Annotated in this window: 16 protein-coding genes and 1 pseudogene; 6 read left to right on the forward strand and 11 right to left on the reverse strand. The window is 69.3% G+C overall.

All coding sequences use genetic code 11. From position 1 onward, the window contains the following. Position 1: 1 nt before the first annotated feature. Both I8J32_RS07470 and I8J32_RS07475 read right to left on the reverse strand, forming a co-directional pair. Entirely contained in the window at positions 2 to 850 is an 849-nt protein-coding gene (locus I8J32_RS07470; protein ID WP_200610249.1) for an ABC transporter ATP-binding protein, read from the reverse strand. After that, complete coding sequence (locus tag I8J32_RS07475; RefSeq protein WP_200610250.1) at positions 850 to 1,965, reverse strand: ABC transporter permease; 1,116 nt, start codon at positions 1,963 to 1,965, stop codon at positions 850 to 852. The genes I8J32_RS07470 and I8J32_RS07475 overlap by 1 nt, the downstream gene beginning before the upstream one ends. A gap of 125 nt (positions 1,966 to 2,090) precedes the next feature. Here I8J32_RS07475 and I8J32_RS07480 point away from each other — a divergent pair, with 125 nt between their 5' ends. After that, complete coding sequence (locus tag I8J32_RS07480; RefSeq protein WP_200610251.1) at positions 2,091 to 3,389, forward strand: threonine/serine exporter family protein; 1,299 nt, start codon at positions 2,091 to 2,093, stop codon at positions 3,387 to 3,389. Positions 3,390 to 3,578: 189 nt separating this feature from the next. On the opposite strand, the gene I8J32_RS07485 is transcribed toward I8J32_RS07480, so the two are convergent. From I8J32_RS07485 to I8J32_RS07500, 4 genes are all read right to left on the reverse strand, one after another. Next, positions 3,579 to 3,962: an H-NS histone family protein gene (locus tag I8J32_RS07485; RefSeq protein WP_200610253.1), complete on the reverse strand. Its 384-nt coding sequence runs from the start codon at positions 3,960 to 3,962 to the stop codon at positions 3,579 to 3,581. Between the two features lie 120 nt (positions 3,963 to 4,082). Continuing rightward, on the reverse strand, positions 4,083 to 5,798 hold the full coding sequence (locus I8J32_RS07490) for a proline--tRNA ligase (protein ID WP_200610255.1): 1,716 nt from the start codon (positions 5,796 to 5,798) through the stop codon (positions 4,083 to 4,085). A 91-nt stretch (positions 5,799 to 5,889) separates the two neighbouring features. Continuing rightward, positions 5,890 to 6,177 carry a DUF4124 domain-containing protein gene (locus tag I8J32_RS07495; RefSeq protein ID WP_200610257.1) on the reverse strand — a complete coding sequence of 96 codons (288 nt, stop codon included), beginning with the start codon at positions 6,175 to 6,177 and terminating at the stop codon, positions 5,890 to 5,892. Between the two features lie 9 nt (positions 6,178 to 6,186). Then, entirely contained in the window at positions 6,187 to 6,567 is a 381-nt protein-coding gene (locus I8J32_RS07500) for a DUF4124 domain-containing protein (protein WP_200610259.1), read from the reverse strand. A gap of 193 nt (positions 6,568 to 6,760) precedes the next feature. Between I8J32_RS07500 and pssA the strand changes: the two genes are divergently transcribed. Genes pssA through rimI form a run of 3 tightly spaced genes read left to right on the forward strand, consistent with a single transcriptional unit; the run spans position 6,761 to position 8,417 of the window. Beyond that, complete coding sequence (gene pssA / locus I8J32_RS07505; protein ID WP_200610261.1) at positions 6,761 to 7,546, forward strand: CDP-diacylglycerol--serine O-phosphatidyltransferase; 786 nt, start codon at positions 6,761 to 6,763, stop codon at positions 7,544 to 7,546. Continuing rightward, positions 7,543 to 7,941 carry an alanine acetyltransferase gene (locus I8J32_RS07510; protein ID WP_200610263.1) on the forward strand — a complete coding sequence of 133 codons (399 nt, stop codon included), beginning with the start codon at positions 7,543 to 7,545 and terminating at the stop codon, positions 7,939 to 7,941. Before pssA ends, I8J32_RS07510 begins: the two co-directional genes overlap by 4 nt. Beyond that, positions 7,938 to 8,417: a ribosomal protein S18-alanine N-acetyltransferase gene (rimI, locus tag I8J32_RS07515; protein WP_407060997.1), complete on the forward strand. Its 480-nt coding sequence runs from the start codon at positions 7,938 to 7,940 to the stop codon at positions 8,415 to 8,417. Before I8J32_RS07510 ends, rimI begins: the two co-directional genes overlap by 4 nt. An 81-nt stretch (positions 8,418 to 8,498) precedes the next feature. Here the strand turns inward: rimI and I8J32_RS07520 are convergent, their stop codons facing one another. The 4 genes from I8J32_RS07520 to I8J32_RS07535 form a co-directional block, all read right to left on the reverse strand. Continuing rightward, positions 8,499 to 11,297, reverse strand: coding sequence for a valine--tRNA ligase (locus tag I8J32_RS07520; RefSeq protein ID WP_200610273.1), 2,799 nt, complete (start codon positions 11,295 to 11,297; stop codon positions 8,499 to 8,501). A gap of 159 nt (positions 11,298 to 11,456) precedes the next feature. After that, positions 11,457 to 11,702 (reverse strand): TMEM165/GDT1 family protein, encoded by a 246-nt coding sequence (locus I8J32_RS07525; protein WP_207526881.1) that lies wholly within the window; start codon positions 11,700 to 11,702, stop codon positions 11,457 to 11,459. 83 nt (positions 11,703 to 11,785) lie between these two features. Then, positions 11,786 to 12,211 (reverse strand): DNA polymerase III subunit chi, encoded by a 426-nt coding sequence (locus I8J32_RS07530; RefSeq protein ID WP_200610277.1) that lies wholly within the window; start codon positions 12,209 to 12,211, stop codon positions 11,786 to 11,788. A gap of 131 nt (positions 12,212 to 12,342) precedes the next feature. Beyond that, complete coding sequence (locus tag I8J32_RS07535) at positions 12,343 to 13,818, reverse strand: leucyl aminopeptidase (RefSeq protein WP_200610278.1); 1,476 nt, start codon at positions 13,816 to 13,818, stop codon at positions 12,343 to 12,345. A gap of 130 nt (positions 13,819 to 13,948) precedes the next feature. Here I8J32_RS07535 and lptF point away from each other — a divergent pair, with 130 nt between their 5' ends. After that, on the forward strand, positions 13,949 to 15,034 hold the full coding sequence (lptF, locus tag I8J32_RS07540; protein ID WP_200610280.1) for an LPS export ABC transporter permease LptF: 1,086 nt from the start codon (positions 13,949 to 13,951) through the stop codon (positions 15,032 to 15,034). Positions 15,035 to 15,044: 10 nt separating this feature from the next. After that, positions 15,045 to 16,145 (forward strand): annotated as a pseudogene (gene lptG, locus I8J32_RS07545) (LPS export ABC transporter permease LptG). 59 nt (positions 16,146 to 16,204) lie between these two features. Here lptG and I8J32_RS07550 read toward each other — a convergent pair. Continuing rightward, the gene (locus I8J32_RS07550) at positions 16,205 to 16,609 is read right to left on the reverse strand and encodes a hypothetical protein (RefSeq protein WP_207526854.1); all 405 of its coding nucleotides are present in this window, start codon (positions 16,607 to 16,609) and stop codon (positions 16,205 to 16,207) included. Between the last annotated feature and the right edge of the window lie 25 nt (positions 16,610 to 16,634).

The following is a 16,634-nucleotide window of genomic DNA, read 5'->3' on the forward strand; positions in this document are numbered from 1 at the left end:
GTCAGTTGCTCTCGCCGGGGGCGGTCTGGAGGGAGGTTCCTTCCAGGGTCCGCCTGGCCGCGCGCGCACGCGGGCCGTGGAAATATTCCTGCACCCAGGGGTGGTCGAAGGTTTCGATCTGCGCCATCGGCGCGCAGGCGACCACCTTGCGGTCGGCCAGCACGGCGATGCGGTCGCAGATCGCGTACAGCGTGTCCAGATCGTGCGTGATCAGGAACACGGTCAGGCCCAGGGCCTGCTGCAGCGTCCGGATCAGGTTGTCGAAGGCGGCCGCCCCGATCGGGTCCAGGCCGGCAGTCGGCTCGTCCAGGAACAGCAGCGGCGGGTCCAGCGCCAGCGCGCGCGCCAGGCCGGCGCGCTTGCGCATGCCGCCCGACAGCTGCGAGGGCAGCTTGTTGATCGCATCGGCCGGCAGGCCCGCCAGTTTCACCTTCAGCAGCGCCAGTTCGTAGCGCAGCGAGTCCGGCAGGTTGCGGTGGTACTCCTTCAGCGGCACCTGCACGTTCTCGCCGACGGTGAGCGAGGAAAACAGCGCGCCGTCCTGGAACAGCACGCCGGTGTTCTGCTCGATCAGCCGGCGGTTGTTCTGGTCCTCGCTGCGCGCGTCCACGCCCAGCACTTCGATCTCGCCGGCGTCGGGCCGGCGCAGGCCCAGGATCGAACGCATCAGCACCGACTTGCCGGTGCCCGAGCCGCCGACCACGCCGATGATCTCGCCGGGGCGCACGTCCAGGTCCAGGCCTTCGTGCACGACCTGTTCCCCGAAGCGGTTTACCAGACCCCGGACGCGGATGATCGGCGCGGTCTGATCCACGTCGGGGGGCATGTTGCTGGCCAGGACTGCGCCCATCAGTACCCCATCTTCATGAACCAGATCGCGGCGGCGGCGTCGAGGATGATCACCAGCGAGATCGCCTGCACCACGGACGAAGTGGTGCGCTCACCGACCGACTCGGCGGTGCCTTCCACCTGCAGGCCTTCCAGGCAGCCGATCAGCGAGATGATCAGCGCGAAGAACGGCGCCTTGATCAGCCCCACCACGAAATGCCGGAGTTCCATCGTGTCGTGCATGCGCGCCAGGTACTGCGTGGGCGGGATGTCCAGGCCATAGGCGCCGACCGTCAGGCCACCCAGCAGGCCGAACACCATCGCGACGAAGGACAGCAGCGGCAGCATCACCAGCAGGGCCAGCACGCGGGGGATGACCAGCAGATCGATCGGATCCAGGCCCAGCGTGCGGATCGCGTCGACCTCCTCGCGCGCCTTCATCGCGCCGATCTGCGCGGTGAATGCGCTGGCGGTGCGGCCGGCCAGGATGATCGCGGTCAGCAGGACGCCGAATTCGCGCAGGAACGCGATGCTGACCAGCTCCACCACGTAGATCACCGCGCCGAAGTCGCGCAGGATGTTCGCGCCCAGGAAAGCCACCACCGCACCGACCAGGAAGCACAGCAGCGCGACCAGCGGGACGGCGTCCAGGCCGACCTGTTCCATGTGGTGCACGGTGGCGATCGGACGGAACCGGCTGGGTTCCTTGAAGGTGCGCGCCAGCTTGACCAGGGTCTCGCCGAAGAAGCCGACCAGCGCGCGCACTTCCTTGAAGTTGTCCGCCATCGCGAAGCCCAGGCGGGCCAGCGCCGCGGCGACGCCGTACTCGCGCTTCCTGCGCGGACGATCGTCGGCGATGTCCTCGATGGCGCTGACCAGGGCCCGGTGGTCGTCGTGGAACTGGATCTCGCCGAAGTCCAGGTCGCGCCGGCGCGCGAATCGCAGCAGCTGCAGGACACCCAGCGTGTCGAGTCGCTCGATGCCGGTGGCGTCGACGGCGGTGGCCTCGCGGGGGGCGAGCGACAGCGCCTGGCTGATGTGTTCGGCGTTGGCCAGCGTCCATTGGCCACTCAGCCGCAGGCGCAGCGGAGTGCCTTCGGAGACCAGCTGTGGGAGGGACACGGTAGGCGCAGTCATCTTGTCGGTGCAGGATACAGGCGCGGACGTGGATGTGGTTCACACGGCGGGCACGGACGCGGCGGGCGCGCGATGGACCGACCGCGTCTATGGGGCCGGCGGCGGGCCATGCGATGCTGTGCGGCATGGCTCCCTTGCCCTACGCCCCCCGCCCCCCCGTCATCGGCGCGGACGTCCCCCCGAATGACGTCAGCGGAGTGTCGGCGAGTTTCACCGAGCGCGTCGCCTTCCTGGTCGAACTGGCCGGTCGCCTGCATACCTACGGCACGACCGCACAGCGCCTGGAAGGGGCGGTCACCGCGGTGGCCCACCGGCTGAAGCTGGCCTGCGAACCCTGGTCCAATCCCACCGGCCTGATCCTGACCTTCAGCGAACCAGACCGCAGGGAAGGCGAGGTCGATGTCACCCGCGTGCTGCGGCTGCCGCCCGGCGACACCGACCTGCACCGGCTGAGCGAAACCGACCGCATCGCCGACGACGTCCTCGTCGGCACGCTGAACCTGGAGCAGGCGCACGCCGCGATGGCGGCGCTCGATCGCCCCCGCAGCTCGCGCACGCGGGCGGTGGAAGTAGTCGCCTTCGGCCTGGCGGCGATGGGCATCGCCGGCCTGCTGCGGCTGCCCTGGCTGGATATCGGCGTGGCCGGGGTCAACGGCCTGCTGATCGGCCTGCTGATCGAACTGGCCGCGTCGCGCCCGCGCCTGAAGGAAGCGTCGGACGCGATCGCCGGCATGCTCGCGGCCTTCGCCACCGTGCTGGTGGCCAGCGTGACGCCGCTCAACCAGAACACGGTGATCATCGCCTCGCTGATCGTGCTGTTGCCCGGCCTGGGCCTGACCAACGCGATCAACGAGCTCACCAGCCAGCATCTGGTCTCCGGCACCGCGCGCTTCGCCGGGGCGGTGACGACGGTGGCCAAGCTGACGGTCGGGGCGGTGATCGCGCTGTACATCGCCCAGATCATCGGGCTGACGCCCCAGGTGCGGGCGCTGCGCCCGCAGCCGGCCTGGGTCGAAGGATGTTCGCTGGTGGTGGCGACATTCGCCTTCGCCGTGCTGTTCCGCGCCAGCCGCCGCGACTACCTGCGGGTGATGCTGGCCGCGGCCAGCGGCTACCTGATCGCGCGCTTCGCCGGCGAGGCCTTCGGCCCGACGGCGGGCATCTTCCTGGCGGCGCTGGTGCTGACCGCCGCCGGCAACGGCTTCGCGCGCTGGTGCCACCGGCCGGGCGCGATCATCCGGGTCCCCGGCATCATCACCCTGGTCCCCGGCAGCAACAGCCTGCGGGGCCTGCTGACGCTGGTGCAGCAGCAGGACGTGGTGGTCGGACAGGACGCGCTGCTGGGCGTGATGAATGTCCTGCTCGCGCTGCTGGCCGGCCTGCTGTTCGGCAACCTGCTGCTGCCGCCGACGCGGAACCTTTAGCTGGCGCATTGTCGGCACGTCAGCGTCGTCAGCACCGGCCCGTCCGCGCTGGCGCCGGCGAAGCGACGGACGCGAAAGGGCGACGGCCAGGCGCACCAGCAAAAACGCCGGGCGCGGCCCGGCGTTCGTGGAGCGTGGCGACCAGGATCGGCGACCAGGATCGGCGCGGCCAGGATCAGCCGACGACGATCAGCCGATCAGGTAATCCTCGATCCGGCCGCCCTGTTCGAGCTTGATGGCCAGCCAGCGCGGCGGCTTGCCGCGGCCGGCCCAGGTCTCGGCGGTGTTGTCGGGATTGCGGTACTTCGGCGCCACCTTGCCCAGCTTGTAACCCTTGGTGCTCTTGCGGCCCTTCGGCGCTGCGGTGACGGCGGCCGGCGTGCGGGCCGCGCGCGCGGAGCCGGTGCCGAACAGTTCGGCGATCGTGTAGCCCTCGGCCTTGGCCAGTGCGGTCAGGCGGCTGCGCACGGTGGCCAGTGGCTTGCGCTTGGCCAGCGTCGTCTTGCGCTTCTTCGCCTGGTTGATCAGCAGGTCGAGTTCCTTGGCCGACAGGCCATTGATGTCGATGGACATGGAAGCTCCGGATGGCAGGGGATGAGAGCGGCGCGCGGCCGATGCATCGATGGTAGCAGGCCGCGTCCGCGCACCGGGCCGCCCGATCGGCGTGCCGCGGCGGCGCGGACGGGCCGCGCCTCAGGCGACGCCCAGGCGGGCCAGCAACGCGGCGCGGTCCAGGTTTTCCGCTTCGCTCGCGCGCCGGTGGCGGTACTCGAAACTGCCCGACGCCAATCCACGCTCGGACACGACCACGCGGTGCGGGATGCCGATCAGCTCGATGTCGGCGAACATCGCGCCCGGGCGCAGTCCCCGGTCGTCGAGCACGGCCTCGATGCCGGCGGCGTTGAGCTCGTCGTACAGCGCCTGGGCGGCGTCGCTGACGGCCGGGTCGTTCTTCGGATTGATCATGCACACGGCGACGTGCCACGGCGCCATGGCTTCGGGCCAGACGATGCCGTTGGCGTCGAAGTTCTGCTCGATCGCGGCGGCCACGATCCGCGACACGCCGATGCCGTAGCAGCCCATCAGCGGGACCGAAGCGCGGCCGGTCTCGTCCAGCACCGTGCACTGCATGGCCTCGGCGTATTTGCGACCCAGCTGGAAGACATGGCCGACCTCGATGCCGCGGGCGATGGACAGCGTGCCCTGGCCATCGGGCGAGGCGTCGCCTTCGACGACGTTGCGGATGTCGGCGACCTCGTCCGGCTCGGGCAGGTCGCGGCCCCAGTTAACGCCGGCCAGGTGGAAGCCCTTTTCGTTGGCGCCGACCACGAAGTCGGCCATCGCCGCGACGCTGCGGTCGGCCACCACGCGGATCGGCGCGCGCGGCGCGACCGGTCCCAGGAAGCCGGGCTCGCTGCCCAGGTGCGCGTCGATCTCGCCCTCCGTGGCCAGCCGGTAGTTGCCCAGGCCGGCCAGCTTGGCCAGCTTGATCTCGTTGACGACGTGGTCGCCGCGCACCAGCGCCAGCACGAACTGCGGCTGGCCATCGGCGTCCTCGCCCGTCAGCGCGACCGACTTGACCGTACGCGCCAGGTCGATGCCCATCAGCGCCGCGACGTCCTCGCAGGTCTTCTGCACCGGCGTGTCGATGCGGCGCATCTGCTCGCTGGCCGCCGCGCGCGCGCCCGGCGCGAGGGCCTGCGCCAGTTCGACGTTGGCCGCGTAGTCCGAGCCGCTGGAGAACGCGATCGCGTCCTCGCCCGAATCGGCCAGCACGTGGAATTCGTGCGACGCGCTGCCGCCGATCGCGCCGGTGTCGGCGAACACCGCGCGGAACTTCAGGCCCAGGCGCTGGAAGATGCGTCCGTAGGTGTCGTACATGTTGCGGTATTCGCGGCCGAGGTCTTCCTCGGTCAGGTGGAACGAATAGGCATCCTTCATCAGGAATTCGCGCGCGCGCATCACGCCGAAGCGCGGGCGGATCTCGTCGCGGAACTTGGTCTGGATGTTGTAGAAATTGACCGGCAGCTGCTTGTAGCTGGCCAGTTCGCTGCGGGCGAAGTCGGTGATGACTTCCTCGGCGGTGGGGCCGTAGCAGTAGCCGGCCTCCTTGCGGTCCTTGATCTTGAGCAGCTGGCCGCCGAACTTCTCCCAGCGCCCGGTTTCCTCCCACAGCTCCTGCGGCTGGATGGTCGGCATCAGCAGTTCGATCGCGCCGGCCGCGTCCATTTCCTCGCGCACCGCGCGCTCGACCTTGCGCAACACGCGCAGGCCCAGCGGCGACCAGGTGTACAGGCCGGCGGCGAGCTTGCGGATCATGCCGGCCTTGAGCATCAGCTTGTGGCTGATGATCTCGGCTTCGGCGGGGGTTTCCTTGCTGGTATGGAGGTGGAACCGCGACAGGCGCATCGGGAGACTTCGGACGAGGGGAAGCGGCATTTTGCCATCGATTCCGCCACGTACCGCCCGATGGAGGCCGTCCTGCGCGGCCCCGCCGGGCTCAGTCGACCTCGGGCAGGTCCGCGTCGCGGTTGCCGTGGACCTCGATGCCGGCCCTGGGTTCCATGTCGACCCGCTCGTACTTGCGCCCCTTGGGCGGCTGCGCACTCACCTGCAGGTGGCCCTGCGCGTCACGCCAGCGGTACAGCACCGGGCGCGCGGCTTCCGCGGCGGCGGCCGCCTGCCGTTCCTGTTCGATGCGCTCGAGCTCACGCTCCTCGCGTGTACTCCACCACCACCCGCCCACGCCCAGTCCGGCACCGAGCAGGAGGGCCACCGACAGGCGCACGCGCGGGCCTCAGGTGGCGCCGGCGGCGCAGGTGTTCTTGAGCGTGGTCTCGGCCAGGTGGACCTGCGCGGCCGTTTCCTCGGCCGTCATTTCCTTGTCCGGCTTGCCATCGCCGTCGGCATCCAGGCCCACGGGCCCCTTGGCGTCCTTGAGGCGCTGCAGGTTCATCCGGGCGATGGCGCAGCGCGGATCCTCCGTCTTCGCCGCGGCGGCGGCGGGCGGGGCATCGTCGACGTTGCGGTTCTTGTAGGCCGTTTCCGGGGGCGGAGAGTCGGAGTAGTGGGTCACGCCCTTGGCGTCCTTCCACTGGTAGACCTGCCCCGCCAGGACGGGCAGGGCGGCGAGCAGGGCCACCAGGCCCAGACCGATGCGGATCGTGCGAACAGACATGGGGCACTCCGGAACGCGGTGGCGAGGGTCCGATTGCAGCACCGTGGGCGCGGCCAGGCAAGCGACGGGGCCGGTTCTGTTGACGGTGCGCGCGGTTTCAGGCCCCTAGGGCTGTCGGGTTCAGCTGGCCGGACCGGGTGGACCGGGGTCCCCGGGGGAGGGCGGCGCAGTTCGGGGCGGATACACTGGCGCGATGGAATCACCGCCCTCTGCCCGACCCCGCAACCGCGGCATCTACCTGCTGCCGAACCTGTTCACCAGCGGCGGGCTGTTCGCGGGCTTCTACGCCATCATCGCCGCCACCCAGGGGCAGTTCGAGAATGCCTGCGTGGCCATCTTCATCGCGGCGATCCTGGACGGCGTGGACGGGCGCGTGGCGCGCCTGACCAACACGCAGAGCGAGTTCGGCATGCAGTACGACTCGCTCGCCGACCTGATCAGCTTCGGGCTCGCGCCGGCGCTGGTGATGTACCACTGGGCGCTGTCGGCCACCCGCATGGACGGCGTCGTGCCGGGCAAGATCGGCTGGATCGGCGCCTTCCTGTACGCCGCCTGCGCGGCGGTGCGGCTGGCGCGCTTCAATGCGCAGGTCGGCCAGGTCGACAAGCGCTGGTTCATCGGCCTCGCCAGCCCGGCGGCGGCGGGACTGGTCGCCGCGTTCGTATGGACCTGCGTGGATTTCGGGTTCGTCGGCGAAGAACTGCGCTATCTCGCGCTGGCGGTGACGGTCACCGCGGCGGTGCTGATGGTGAGCCGCCTGCGTTATTTCAGTTTCAAGGGCAGCGGCCCACGCAGTGACCGCGTGCCGTTCGGCTCGATCGTCGTGGTGCTGGCCGCGGTGGTGGCCATCGCGATCGATCCGCCCTCGGTGCTGCTCACCATCGGCGTGGCGTATGCATTGTCGGGCCCCGGCTACTGGCTGTGGCGCAAGCTGCGGCGCGTGCCCTCCGACGCAGTGCCTCCGGACGCGCCGCGATGACCGCAGCCGCCGCGCCCATGCCGTGGGACGCGCAGCAGCGCGAGTGGCTGCAGGCGCTGGGGTACGACGTGTTGGGCCTGGCGTCGTCGGCCGCGGCGGCCGAGCCGGCGCCGGAGCGCGACCTGGCCGGGCCCGCGTCGCAGCCGCGGGCTACGCGCGAGATGCCGGAGGCCAGGGCCGCCGAGGCGTCGCGTTCGCACCATCCCGTGTCCGCCGCCCGCGTGCCGGCCGACGCCGCCCTGCTGCGTGCCCTGGCGCGCGCGGCAGGGCGCGCCCCCGATGACGGCGAACTGCTGCGAGCGCTGCCGACCCTGTCCAGCCTGCGGGGCAGCCCGGCGGCGCGTCGCGCCCTGTGGCCGCGGCTGCGTGCGCTGAGGCGCGGAGCGCCCCGGTGAACGCCTGGAGCAAGCAGACCCCCGCGATGGGCCTGCGCCCGATGCGCGAGGACGACCTCGTCGCGGTGCACGCGATCGAAGCGCGGGCCTACGAGTTTCCCTGGTCGGTCGGGATCTTCCGCGACTGCCTGCGCGCGGATTACCCGTGCTGGGTCATGCACGACCAGGGCCGGATCGAAGGCTATTTCCTGATGTCCATCGCGGCCGGCGAGGCGCACGTGCTCAACGTGTGCGTGGCGCCGGAACTGCAGGGCCAGGGCCACGGTCGCCGCCTGCTGCAGGCGCTGGTGCAGATCGCCCGCGGCCGCGGCGCGGCGCGCATCTTCCTGGAAGTGCGCCCGTCCAACATCGGCGCGATCGGCCTGTACCACCGCGAGGGTTTCAACGAAATCGGCCGCCGTCCGCGCTATTACCCGGCCCGCGACGGACGCGAGGACGCGCTGGTGATGGCGATGGAGCTGTTCCCCGAGGACTGAGGCACGTCCCCCGGTTTCGCCGGGAACGCGGCAACCCACGCCCCCACCCCAATCCTCCCCCGCTGGCGGGGGAGGGTGTGGTCAACCCAGCTTGGCGCGCTGCTGCTGCAAGGCTTCCCGCTGCGTGCGCCAGTCGACCAGGCGCTGGCGCTCCTGTTCCACCACGGCTGCGGGTGCGTTGTTGACGAAGGTCTCGCTGGCCAGCTTGCCCTGGCACTTGGCGATCTCGCCCTCCACGCGCTTGATCTCCTTGTCCAGGCGCGTGCGTTCGGCCGACAGGTCCACCAGACCTTCCAGCGGCACCAGCAGCTTCATGTCACCCACCACGGCGGTGGCCGAGGCCGGTGCGTCGGCGACATCGGCCAGCAGTTCGATGCCCTGCAGTTTGTTGAGGAAGCGCAGCTGGGAGTCGAAGCGCGCCAGGCGTTCGCGGTCGGCCGGGTTGGCGTCGGCGACCAGCAGCGGCACCGCCGCCGACGGCTTCACGTTCAGTTCGCTGCGCACGCGGCGCAGTTCCGAGACCATGGTCTTGAGCCACTCGACGTCGGCTTCGGCCTGCGCGAAGGCGGCGGTGTCGAGGTCGCCGGCCTGCGGATAGGGCTGGTGCATGATCGTCGTGCCGGTGATGCCCAGGCGCGGGGCCACCGCCTGCCACAGCTCTTCGGTCACGAAGGGCACCAGCGGATGCAGCAGCGCCAGCAGGCGTTCCAGGACATGGAGCAGGGTGTGGCGCGTGCTCTGCGCCGCGTCGGCGTCATCGCCGTTGAGGGCCGGCTTGGCCAGCTCGACGAACCAGTCGCAGAAGTTGTTCCAGGCGAATTCGTACAGTGTCTGCGCCAGCAGGTCGAAGCGGTAGGCGGCGAAATGCTCGGCGGCCTGCGCGGCGGCGCGATCGAGCTGGGTGAGGATCCAGCGCTCGGCATCGGTGCGCGGCTGCGGTGCGCCGGCAAACTGCGCGCCCTCGGTGTTCATCAGCACGAAGCGGGTGGCGTTCCACAGCTTGTTGCAGAAATTCTTGTAGCCCTCGGCGCGGCCCATGTCGAACTTGATGTCGCGCCCATGGCCGGCCAGTGCGGCGATGGTGAAGCGCAGCGCGTCAGCGCCGAAGGCGGGAATGCCCTCGGGGAACTCCTTGCGCGTGGCCTTCTCGATCTTCGGCGCGTCGGTCGGCTTCATCAGGCCGGTGGTGCGCTTGGCCACCAGGTCCTCGATGGTGATGCCATCGACGATGTCGATCGGATCGAGCACGTTGCCCTTCGACTTGGACATCTTCTGCCCGTGCGAATCGCGGATCAGGCCGGTGATGTAGACGTCCTTGAACGGCACGCGGCCGGTGAAGTGGTCGGTCATGAAGATCATGCGCGCCACCCAGAAGAAGATGATGTCGAAGCCGGTGACCAGCACCGAGGACGGCACGTAGCGGTCGAACCCGCGCGCATCCATGGCGGTCGCGTCGGGCCAGCCCATCGTGCTGAAGGGCCACAGCGCGGAGGAGAACCAGGTCTCGAGCACGTCGTTGTCCTGGCGCAGCACGGGCGCCTGCCCGCCGTGGGCCGCCGCGGCCTTGCCCCGGGCTTCCTGCTCGTCGCGCCCGACGTAGATGTTGCCGGCCTCGTCGTACCACGCCGGAATGCGGTGGCCCCACCAGAGCTGGCGGCTGATGCACCAGTCCTGGATGTTCTCCATCCAGTGGCGGTAGGTGCTGATCCAGTTGGGCGGCACGAACTGGATCTTGCCGGTCTCGACCAGCTCCAGGCCGCGCTGTGCGAAGCCGTCCATCTTCACGAACCACTGGTCGGTCAGGTAGGGCTCGATCACCTGGCCGGTGCGGTCGCCGCGCGGCACCTGCAGCTTGTGCGGCTTGGTTTCGACCAGCAGGCCGGCCGCTTCCAGGTCGGCGAGCACCGCCTTGCGCGCGACATAGCGGTCCAGGCCGCGGTAGCGCTCGGGCACCGAATCGTTCGTCACCGCGTCGGGGGTGAAGATGTTGATCATCGGCAGCTTGTGGCGCTGGCCGACCTGGTAGTCGTTGAAGTCATGCGCCGGCGTCACCTTGACCACGCCGGTGCCGAACTCGCGGTCGACATAGGCATCGGCGATCACCGGGATCTCGCGATCGGTCAGCGGCAGCTTCACCGTCCTGCCGATCAGGTGCGCGTAGCGCTCGTCGTCGGGGTGGACCATGACCGCGGTGTCGCCCAGCATGGTTTCCGGACGCGTGGTGGCGACGGTGAGGAACGCACTGCCGTCGGCGAGCGCGCCGTCGACCAGTGGATAGGAAATCGACCACAGGTGGCCGTCTTCTTCCTCGTTGACGACCTCCAGGTCGGAGATCGCGGTCTTCAGGACCGGATCCCAGTTGACCAGGCGCTGGCCGCGGTAGATCAGGCCCTGTTCGTGCAGCTTCACGAAGGCCTCGATGACGGCCTGCGCCGCCATCGGGTCCATCGTGAACACGCTGCGGCTCCAGTCGCCCGACGTGCCCAGGCGGCGCATCTGGCGTTCGATGGTGTCGCCGGACTGCTGCTTCCACTCCCAGACCTTGCCGATGAAGCCCTCGCGCCCCAAGCCGTCGCGGGTCAGGCCTTCCTGGCCGAGGTTGCGCGCCACCACCATTTCGGTCGCGATGCCGGCGTGGTCGGTGCCCATCTGCCAGAGCGCATCGAAACCGCGCATGCGGTGGTAGCGGACCAGCGCGTCCTGCAGGGTGTGCTGGAAGGCGTGGCCCATGTGCAGCGTGCCGGTGACGTTCGGCGGCGGCAGCAGGATGGTGTACGGCTCGCCCTCGCCGCGCGGCTTGAACGCGCCGCTGCTCTCCCACTGCTGGTACAGGCGGGTTTCGAACTGGGTGGGGTCGTAGCTGGAGGACAGGCTGGTCATGGGATGCAGTTGCTCGTGCTCGTCATCCCCGCGTGCGCGGGGATCCGGTGACTTTTGGCGGACGCGACCGCGACCGCTTCGATGGATACGACGCCGGTAGCGCGGGTCGCGCCTGGCGCCGGGTGCGGGCCGCGCGGCTTGCGCTGCGCGGTCGCGGGTTCAGGCTGCAGGCTTGAGTCCGCTGTACAGCGTCCACGCGCCGATGATCAGGAAGCCGGCCCCGGCCACGATCTTCAGCGCCGTCGGGCTGACGAACTTCGCCAGCGCCTGGCCGGCGATCACGCCGATCGCGGTGGCGACCAGCAGCGCCGCGCCTGCCGCGAAGAACACCTTCCACGGGCTGACCTTGCCTTCGGCGGAGAACAGCAGCGTCGCCAGCTGCGTCTTGTCGCCGAGTTCGGCCAGGGAACACCACGGCGAAGATGCCGGCGAGTACCTTCAGTTCCTGCATTGCGCACCTCGTCTTGCCGGCAGTCTGCCTGCCGCGCCTACATGTCGTGCTTGTTCACGTCCAGGCCGCGGGCCTGGTACTGCTTCCAGCGTTCGCGCAGCGGGCCGCGCGCCTCCGGATCGGCCGGGACCACTTCCAGCACGCGCTCGAAGCTGCCTTCGACCGCCGCGTCGCGCAGGTTGATCACCAGTGGCCGCAGCGGTGCGTCGACGTCCGGTGCCGCGATCAGCACGGCCGCTTCTTCCTCGTCGATGTCCGCGCCGGCGATCTGGTGCGGGATGTAGACCTCGTCGCCCATGTCCCACAGCAGGTCGTCGATCTGCTCGGCCTGCGCGGCGTCGCGCGCCAGCACCAGCGTCCACAACCCGGCGTCGTGCGCCTTGCGCGCGAGTTCGCACACCAGGCGCAGCGGCTGCGCGCGGAAGCGATCCTTGGCGATCAGGTAGAAGTCGGCGCGAGGCATGGGTTGGGAATCGGGAAGCGGGAAATGGGGGGCATGGAATGGGGAACGGGGGAAGCAGCAGGTCGGGCTGCGAGGCCCGGCGGGGAGCGCTGTGGCTCCCCTGTTTCCCGTTACCCGTTCAAGGATTGCCGTCAGACGCGATCCAGCAGCCACTGGCTCAGCATGCCTACCGGCCGGCCCGTGGCCAGTCCGCGCTTGCCTTCGTCATTGGCGACGCCGGCGATGTCCAAGTGCGCCCAGCGCTGGCCTTCGGTGAAACGGGCCAGGAAGCAGCCGGCGGTGATGGCGCCGGCCCAGCGGCCGCCGATGTTGTAGACGTCGGCGAAGGTCGAATCCAGCAGCGACTGGTACTCGTCCCACAGCGGCAGGCGCCAGCCGCGATCGAACACGTGCTCGCCGGCGGCGATCAGTTCGGCGGCCAGGTCGTCGTCCTTGGTCATCAGGCCGCTGGCGTACTTGCCCAGCGCGATGACGCAGGCGCCGGTCAGGGTGGCCACGTCGACCAGTGCGGCCGGCTCGAAGCGCTGCGCATAGGTGAGCGCGTCGCACAGGATCAGGCGGCCTTCGGCGTCGGTGTTGCCCACTTCGATCGTCTTGCCCGACATCGAGGTGATCACGTCGGACGGACGGTAGCTGTCGGCGTCGGGCATGTTCTCCACGGCCGGCACGATCACCACCAGGTTGATCGGCAACTGCATGCCGACCGCGGCGACGAAAGCGCCCATCACGCTGGCGGCGCCGCACATGTCGTACTTCATTTCCTCGATGCCGCCCTGGGTCTTCAGGTTGATGCCGCCGGTATCGAAGGTGATGCCCTTGCCGACCAGGACATAGGGCTTGGCGTCGCCGCCGTTGTTCCACTTGAGGACCACCAGCTTGGGCGGATTGGCCGAGCCGCGGGCGACGGCCAGCAGCGAGCCCATGCCCAGTTCCTGCATCTGGGCGCGATCGAGCACCTCGCATTCGGCCTTGTCGAAGCGGCCGGCGAACTCCTGCGCCTGCTGGGCCAGGTAGGCCGGATTGCAGATGTTGGGCGGCAGGTTGCCCAGCTCGCGGGTGAAGGCCACGCCGGCGGCGATGGCCTTGCCATGGGCCAGGGCGGCGGCGTCGTGGCCGAGCACGGTGACCGACTTCAGCCCGGTCTCGTCGCGCTTCTTGTTCTTTGCCCCGAGCGTGGCGACGTAGGCATAGCAGGCGTGGTCGGACACGATCACCGCCTGGCGCACATTCCACGCCTGGTCGCGGCCCTTGACCTCGACCTCGCTCAGTGTGAGCAGCGCGTGAGTGACCGGCCCCACCTTCAGCGCGCGCGCGGCGTCACCGATGGCCTTGATGTACTGCGGCACGCCGAACTTGGCCGAATCCCCCAGTCCGACCACCAGCACGCGCGGCGCGGTGACCCCGGCCAGATCGTGCAGCAGGGCCGTCTTGCCGGTCTTCCCGCTGACGTCGCCGCGTTCCAGCAGCGCGGTGAGGCGGCCACCGGAGGCGGTGTCCAGGGCCTGCGCGGAGGGCGTGAGGCTGCGGTCGGCGAAGGCGCCGACGATGATGCAATCGGTCTGGGCGGTCGCGGGCGCAAGGTGGTTCAGGTCGAATTCGAGGGACATCCAACAGATTCCGGGGGCAGGGTTAGGGAGGTCCGTACGGAATGACGCACGGAACTCCGTACAATCATCCGGCTCCGGGCGCTGGCACTTCCGCGGCCGGACCAAACTCCAAGTCTAGCAAAGCCCCCCGATGCCCAAGCTTGATCGGTACCTGTTCGGCGAATTTCTCCAGGCCACCATCGCCGCGGGCGTGGTCCTGATGATCGTGGCCTTCGGTGGGGTCTTCACCAAGGTCCTGGGCGACATGGCATCGGGCCGGGTCCCGGTGGGCATGCTGGTGCCCCAGCTGGGCCTGGTGATGCTCAACTGGCTGCCCCTGATCCTCCCCCTGGCGCTGATGATCGGGCTGATGCTCGCCATGGGGCGCCTGTACCGGGATTCGGAAATGCCGGTCATCGCGGCCGTGGGCGTGGGCCCGCGCCGCCTGCTCAAGCCCCTGATGCTGCTGGTCCTGCCCCTGGTGGCGGTCGTCGCCGCCTGCTCGCTGTGGCTGGGGCCGCTGGCCGAGCGGGTCTCCAAGGAGATGGTGAATTCGGCCAGCCGCAACCTGATCGTGGCCGGGCTGCAGCCGGGCGCCTTCACCGAGATCCCCGGCGGCGGCGGCGTGATCTTCGTCGGCAACATGTCGCCCGACGGCAGCAAGTTCAGCCGGATCTTCGTTTACCGGCAGAAGAAGGACCGCCTGGACGTCACCACCTCCAACGACGGCGAGGTCTCGGTGGACGCCAAGGGCGAGCGCTACCTCACCCTCAACAACGGATTCGAGGTCGAAGGCCCGCTCGACGGCGGCCTGGCCTACCGCCTGATGAGCTACAAGCGCAACGAGATCGCCATGCCGGCGGGCGGGCGCAAGTACGACCCCAACGACCCGGAGATGCTCTCCACCCTGCGCCTGATCGGGGACAAGCGCATCGACGCCAACGCGCAGCTGCACCGCCGCATCGCACCGCCGCTGCTCACGCTCGCCTTCGCACTGATGGCCATCCCGCTGGCGCGCAGCACGCCCCGGCAGGCGCGCTACGGGCGTGTCATGACCGGCTTCCTGGGCTACATGATCGGCATGAACCTGATGCTGCTGGGCACCAAGTGGCTCGAGCAGGGCAAGATCGCCGCTCCGCTCGGCCTGTGGTGGCTGGTGCTGCCGCTGCTGGCCGTGGCGCTGTGGCTGTATTTCACCGACGGCCGCATGCGCCGTCCGCGCGCGGCGCGCGCCTGAGGCACGACGGATGAGACCTTTCCCCAAGATCCACGATCTCTACGTCGGTCGCATCGTCTTCGGCACCGTCGTGCTGACCTGGGCGGTGCTGCTGGGCCTGGACCTGATGCTGAGCTTCATCGAGGAGTTCAGCGACGTCGGCAAGGGCACCTACGGCACCGTGCAGGCGATGTCCTACATGGCCTTCACGCTGCCGCGGCGCGCCTATGAGCTGTTTCCGTACGCCGCGGTGGTCGGCGCCCTGATGGCGCTGGGCCAGCTGGCTGCGTCGTCCGAACTCACCGCGCTGCGTGCCGTCGGCCTGTCGCGCCGGCGCCTGAGCATCGCCGTGGCGGGGTCGCTGGCGGTGCTGACCCTGCTCATGGTCGTCAGCGGCGAAACCGCCGGCCCCTAGGGCGAGCGCCGCGCCAACGCGCTCAAGGCCAGTTCCAAGAGCCGCGACATGATCGTCGCCCAGTACTCGGGCCTGTGGGCCCGCGAAGGCGACATCATCCTCAACGCCAATGGCGGCGAGGAGCGCGACAACGGCACCGACCGCTGGCTCGAGCTGCGCGATGTGCGCCTCTATGAATTCCAGGAGGACGGCCGGCTGAAGTCGATGGCCGTGGTGAAGCGCGCCGAGCACCGGCCCGGCGGCTGGCTGCTGCGCGACGTCACGCGCACGAATTTCTCGGCCCGTTCGGTGACCCAGACCAAGATCCCCGAGGAGCGCTGGGCCTCCAAGCTCGACGCCGTCGCCCTGACCGCCGGCACCGACAAGCCCCGCTACCTGGCCGGCCGCGAGCTGAGCAGCGCCATCGACTACCGCAAGCGCAACGACCTGGATGCCAGCGAGTTCGAGGTCATCTACTGGGGCCGCTGGTTCTACCCGCTCAACGTGCTGGCCTTGTGCCTGGCCGCGGTCCCGTTTGCCTTCGGCACGCTGCGCAGCGGCGGCGCGGGCAAGCGCCTGTTCATTGGCATCGTCTTTTCGCTGGGTTTCTGGCTGCTGCAGCAGCAGAGCGTGCGGCTGGCGCAGGTCTACCACTTCGATTACCGCGTGGCCTATCTGCTGCCGACCATCGTCATGCTCGGCGTATCGGCCATGCTGTTCCGGCGGCGCTCGGGCTGACCGCCCGCCGGGCGATACCCGTCAGCTCGCCACGCGACGGGTATCGCGGGATCACGGGACTACGCGTTGGCCGGCGGCTTGATCTTGACGTCGGGATCGCACTGGATCGTGCAGTTGCCGTTGACGGTGTCGGTGACCAGGATGCTGTACTCCGCGTCTTCGACCTGCACGTTGGCATCGACGATCGTGCCGGACCGGTTGCCGCCGTTCCAGCTGAGCTGGTTCTGCGTGTCGTTGCTGAAGGTGCAGCTGGTGATCTGGTAGCGCTGGTCCGCAATCAGCTGGAGCGGCGCGGTGTCCCGACCCTCGCCCGCGGTGGAAATCAGTCCGCCGACACTGTCATCGCCGCCGGTATAGCAATAGCTGTAAGGCTGGCCATTGGACGCGTTGACGTTGTGCCAGCCCGGATCGCCGGACGAGAAATTGCGCACGTCGAGATTGATGTTGGGGGTGTTGTTGGGCATGGTCGTGTTCCTTTCGAGGGCAGGC

Origin of the sequence: Lysobacter solisilvae, from assembly GCF_016613535.2 — a bacterium.
In the GTDB taxonomy this organism is placed as follows: Bacteria; Pseudomonadota; Gammaproteobacteria; order Xanthomonadales; family Xanthomonadaceae; genus Agrilutibacter; species Agrilutibacter solisilvae.

Excerpts from the sequence above, each read along its gene's own strand:
- I8J32_RS07470 (WP_200610249.1), bottom strand. The coding sequence starts at position 850 with ATGGGCGCAGTCCTGGCCAGCAACATGCCCCCCGACGTGGATCAGACC.
- I8J32_RS07475 (WP_200610250.1), bottom strand. The coding sequence starts at position 1,965 with ATGACTGCGCCTACCGTGTCCCTCCCACAGCTGGTCTCCGAAGGCACT.
- I8J32_RS07480 (WP_200610251.1), top strand. The coding sequence starts at position 2,091 with ATGGCTCCCTTGCCCTACGCCCCCCGCCCCCCCGTCATCGGCGCGGAC.
- I8J32_RS07485 (WP_200610253.1), bottom strand. The coding sequence starts at position 3,962 with ATGTCCATCGACATCAATGGCCTGTCGGCCAAGGAACTCGACCTGCTG.
- I8J32_RS07490 (WP_200610255.1), bottom strand. The coding sequence starts at position 5,798 with ATGCGCCTGTCGCGGTTCCACCTCCATACCAGCAAGGAAACCCCCGCC.
- I8J32_RS07500 (WP_200610259.1), bottom strand. The coding sequence starts at position 6,567 with ATGTCTGTTCGCACGATCCGCATCGGTCTGGGCCTGGTGGCCCTGCTC.
- pssA (WP_200610261.1), top strand. The coding sequence starts at position 6,761 with ATGGAATCACCGCCCTCTGCCCGACCCCGCAACCGCGGCATCTACCTG.
- I8J32_RS07510 (WP_200610263.1), top strand. The coding sequence starts at position 7,543 with ATGACCGCAGCCGCCGCGCCCATGCCGTGGGACGCGCAGCAGCGCGAG.
- I8J32_RS07520 (WP_200610273.1), bottom strand. The coding sequence starts at position 11,297 with ATGACCAGCCTGTCCTCCAGCTACGACCCCACCCAGTTCGAAACCCGC.
- I8J32_RS07530 (WP_200610277.1), bottom strand. The coding sequence starts at position 12,211 with ATGCCTCGCGCCGACTTCTACCTGATCGCCAAGGATCGCTTCCGCGCG.
- I8J32_RS07535 (WP_200610278.1), bottom strand. The coding sequence starts at position 13,818 with ATGTCCCTCGAATTCGACCTGAACCACCTTGCGCCCGCGACCGCCCAG.
- lptF (WP_200610280.1), top strand. The coding sequence starts at position 13,949 with ATGCCCAAGCTTGATCGGTACCTGTTCGGCGAATTTCTCCAGGCCACC.
- I8J32_RS07550 (WP_207526854.1), bottom strand. The coding sequence starts at position 16,609 with ATGCCCAACAACACCCCCAACATCAATCTCGACGTGCGCAATTTCTCG.